This window comes from Roseibium salinum (assembly GCF_026240905.1).
Taxonomy (GTDB): domain Bacteria; phylum Pseudomonadota; class Alphaproteobacteria; order Rhizobiales; family Stappiaceae; genus Roseibium; species Roseibium salinum.
The window spans coordinates 4,609,725-4,613,577 of sequence record NZ_JAPEVI010000003.1 but is presented as its reverse complement, the minus strand read 5'-3'; the positions used below and the strand labels follow the sequence as shown (position 1 = coordinate 4,613,577).

Here is a 3,853-nt window from a genome sequence, read left to right as displayed (position 1 = left end):
GATGAGGTTGATGCCTGTGAGGTCGACCGTTCCGCTGATGGTAAGCTGGTCACGCGAAAGGACCGGTATATCTTCGTCTTCGCCGAGATTGATCGTCAGACTGCTGCTCGGTTTGGCAAAAGTTACGGATCTCGAAGGTAAAAATTGAGAATGGGTCGGTGTCCCCGACGGTCAGCATGCCGCCGGATTCGGTCAAAGTTGCCGTGTCGGAAAACGCGGAGAGATCAATGACACGGTCAGTCGTATTCGAGTTGTCGGTAATAGGTTCAAGGCCGGCATAAGTCAGGACGTCGCCGTCACGGGCGACTGTGCCGGAATGGGCGTCATATGCCACGTATTCGACGCTGTCATAGGTGCCGCCAGTCAGCACAAGGCTGTCGAAACCGCCTTCGCCGCCGTCCAGGATCCCCGACAAGGAACCGGATTCGGACACAAAAAAAGTGTCCTCGTTGTCGGCTGAACCAATCAGGTTCTCGACTTCAACGAAGGACACACCTGCAACATCGCCTGAATTGGGCCCGACAATGTTCCAGACGGCATCTTCCGGCGGCCCTGTCACCGCATCCGTCCCGGCGCCGCCGGCCACGAGGACCTTGCCGTCAATCCCGTTATCGAAGCCGTCGTGCAGGAACGTGTCGTCGCCATCTCCCATATCGACGGTAAGGCGGATGTTCGGGTTCGCGAAGGCATAGGAAACCAGCGCGTCGGTGCCGGCGGCGTCGATCAGCGACATTCCATCCCGATTGCGACCGATGTCCTGAATTCGGAGGGTCTGTCCCTGCCCGGTCAAGTCGGCAAAGACACGCTGCTCAGCGCCAGTGGTGTCGTTCACGTAGGATACACCGGAGAAACCAATGGTATGGGTGATCTCCCCGCGAGTCATGGTGACATCGCCAGATGTCCCGCTGTCGGTCCCCAAGAGGACTTCGTCAAACTCACCGTCGCTCAAATCGAGCCGATCATTGCCCCCGCCGCCGTCGAAATGAACGTCAATGGCCTGGAGAAATTCCTCGCCAAAGTCGATCGTCAGCGTGTCGTCACCGGATGTGCCGGTAACGGTGATATATTCGATTTCCTGGATGGAGCGCTGATCGATGAGATTTCCGGTGCGCTCGTCAAAAATCTTCACCGCCTGAATGAGATTATCGTAGCGCAGCGCGTAATCGGCCCCGCTGTCGCCAACCATGTCGACGGTCATTGGCATGAGGTCCGCGGACAGGAGGTAACGTGGCTCGAGGGCCTCCAAAGCCAGGCCCGGCAAATGACTTGTCTCGGAATGCGGCTTCTTTCCACGCAGACGTCTGTCTCCGGTCCAACGCATGAGGCGTGCGATGAATCCGTCCTCTGCCACAGGACCCAGAGTAGTCCAGGACCGTTTCTTTTCCTGCTTGTCTTTCCGATACTTACGGGGTTTATTCCGAATGGAGCCGAGAGAAATTGACATGGAACCCGCCCTTTGAAAAAGTGACGCAGAGGAAGCTCAGTTAACGCCAGTTAACTTCTTGCTTCAAGCGAATTCCGATAATTTTTTTTCGAATAAATGCCCGGATTTGAATTTATCCAACATTTTCATGTAATTATGTTAGTTAACCCTTTCAGACAATTAACCAACTCTCCGATACTCTAGGAGCAAAAGACTTCAAACAGGTAAATAAATAAGTATTCATCTACATTATTCGAATGTCCATCGTATTCTCTAGATGAAATCACGATTCCTATGACAAATTCATCTGATTTTATAGAACACGCTTCTAGTTCTGCAATCGAAAACTCCGATAAGCTGGCTAAATTGTGCTCATCCTGCACCTGGCGACGAGGTCTTTGACCTATCTTGAGCTATCCTCGGAACGTTATGCGGTGCATAAGCTGATTGTTGCGGACCGAAGACAGGGCGGACCGGACGCTCTGAATGCACACAAGGAACGCGCACAAGCAGCATTCCTGATCGAAGCATTTGCCGAAACATGGCAGGACGACATCGCTGAAGCCTACCATTAGAGACCGGTCCTGCATGACGAAAGCGGATTGCGGCAAGTCTACAGCACATGCCGGCCACCGCGGAATTGCTAGAGCGTTTGCTCTGACTGGCACGGAACCGGTGCCACCGTCTTCGGTTTTGCCGGGTAGCCTGCGTAAAACGCCGCGGACCGATGGCAAGCCATCAAATGCCATCTAGATGGCAGATGCGAGCTGTGATATATTTACCAGAAAAGGAGTCTCTTGATGGCAGAACCCCAACTTTCAGTGCGCAGCGCAAAAGCTCGCGACTTGGCCCATCGGCTCGCCCGCCGCGAACGTCGTTCGATTGCCGACATTGTCGAGCGCGCACTTGAGGCGTATGAGGTGCGTGAGGCTGGCCGAGAACCTGCGTCAGACTTTTATGTTCGCATCGCGGAGACATGTGGCAGCGATGTCGATCTGGAGGCGGTGATCCGTGAAAGCCGCAAAATTCATGCAGGTCCGGATCTTTGATTTTTCTCGACACCAATGTGATTTCAGAAACACTGAAAAAAGCACCTGAGCCGGGCGTGATTGCTTGGCTGGTGCGGCACGATGCCGAACTGGCGCTGTCGACGGTTACGATCGCCGAAATCGCATTCGGCATACAGAAAATCCGTCCGGACCAACGCGCTGAGCGCCTTGAACAGGGACTCTCGGACTGGCGGCGTAGGTTTGCTGATCGGATCTTTGGTCTTACTGAAGCAGCCGCACTCGCTTATGGCGACATCATGGGCGCTGCCGCGCGTCAAGGCCGTGGCATGTCGGCGCCGGACGGCATGATCGCGGCGATCACGCACGTGAATGGTGGCCGCCTGGCCACGCGAAATCTGAGCGACTTCACGACTACAGACCTCGATCTGATTTCACCCTGGGTGTTTTAACCCGAGGGCACTGGATTGAAATGCCTGCATTTCGCACCTGCTGAAAAGGCTGGAGCAGATTGAGCGGCTCAGAGCCGATCTTGAAGCAAGATGCTACTCTTGGGTGAGTCGCCATGTTCCGGGATGCTGTTTTCGATCCGGACTGATTTCGCAAGCAAGCCGCCGGTGCTTCGCTCTCAATCCCCAGTCGTCTTTAACCTGTGGGGCCTCTTGCGTTCTCTTATTGCGCACTATCTCTGGGCAATATGGATCGTCCTGCATTCATCGGCGACGATTGCCAGCAGATGGCAGCCATCCTGGGTCACGCCACAGATTCCAATCACCGTCCAAGAGCGGCAACCCCGAGGCGCCTCTTTAAACGGCGGAATCCCTAGTGAAAATTCGAAGCGTGTAGCGAATGATCGGCAGGTGTGGGGTCCGACGGTAGCGGTCCTCCGCTACCAATTTTCCCAGTGTCCAGCCCGAAGACATAGGTAACAGTTTGTACCGGAGACATAGGTTACAACCTCGTGCCGAACGGGTTGTCGATTTGTAGCGCGCAAGTTCATTTGGCAAATCGCGCAACTTCATTTGGCATCCGTTTTTTTGCGAATGAAACCAATCAAAAATACGGCTGGCTGGGAAATATGTTCATGCGGCTCAAAAGACAGAAGTTGTTGTCCGCAATCAGGTTTTTCGTATTCGCAGTTTGTTTATGGTATACTGTCACGGTTATTGCCTTCGTGCTAAATTCGTGGACCGTAACACAAGCAGCTTACATGGCAATTTTCGGCGGTATTGGGTTTTCTTTTTGGTTCGTTGCAGCAATCTGTGTTTCGGATTTTCTTACAAACTTAATTCCTGATTACTTCATAAGATTGGTAATATTCGTTGTTATCTTGAGCGTGTTGGTTGTCGTTGTAATGCAGGGATTTCAAAGGCTCTATATCGTTCCAGTTCATTTCTCGGAAAAGAATTTCATCGATCTTCCC

The 3,853-nt window shown here is 53.2% G+C and carries 4 protein-coding genes; 3 read left to right on the top strand and 1 reads right to left on the bottom strand.

Annotated elements, in window-relative coordinates; genetic code table 11:
• Window positions 1-49: 49 nt before the first annotated feature.
• Complete coding sequence (locus tag ON753_RS26030; RefSeq protein WP_265967284.1) at window positions 50-1,321, bottom strand: LEPR-XLL domain-containing protein; 1,272 nt, start codon at window positions 1,319-1,321, stop codon at window positions 50-52.
• A 500-nt stretch (window positions 1,322-1,821) separates the two neighbouring features.
• Here ON753_RS26030 and ON753_RS26025 point away from each other — a divergent pair, with 500 nt between their 5' ends.
• The 3 genes from ON753_RS26025 (at window position 1,822) to ON753_RS26015 (ending at window position 2,882) form a co-directional block, all read left to right on the top strand.
• Window positions 1,822-1,998, top strand: coding sequence for a GSU2403 family nucleotidyltransferase fold protein (locus tag ON753_RS26025; RefSeq protein ID WP_265966910.1), 177 nt, complete (start codon window positions 1,822-1,824; stop codon window positions 1,996-1,998).
• 225 nt (window positions 1,999-2,223) lie between these two features.
• Window positions 2,224-2,472, top strand: coding sequence for a type II toxin-antitoxin system VapB family antitoxin (locus ON753_RS26020; protein WP_265966909.1), 249 nt, complete (start codon window positions 2,224-2,226; stop codon window positions 2,470-2,472).
• Window positions 2,469-2,882 (top strand): type II toxin-antitoxin system VapC family toxin, encoded by a 414-nt coding sequence (locus ON753_RS26015; RefSeq protein WP_265966908.1) that lies wholly within the window; start codon window positions 2,469-2,471, stop codon window positions 2,880-2,882. Before ON753_RS26020 ends, ON753_RS26015 begins: the two co-directional genes overlap by 4 nt.
• Window positions 2,883-3,853: the final 971 nt, after the last annotated feature.

Coding starts and splice junctions, on each gene's coding strand:
- ON753_RS26030 (WP_265967284.1), bottom strand. CDS start 1,321: ATGCGTTGGACCGGAGACAGACGTCTGCGTGGAAAGAAGCCGCATTCC.
- ON753_RS26020 (WP_265966909.1), top strand. CDS start 2,224: ATGGCAGAACCCCAACTTTCAGTGCGCAGCGCAAAAGCTCGCGACTTG.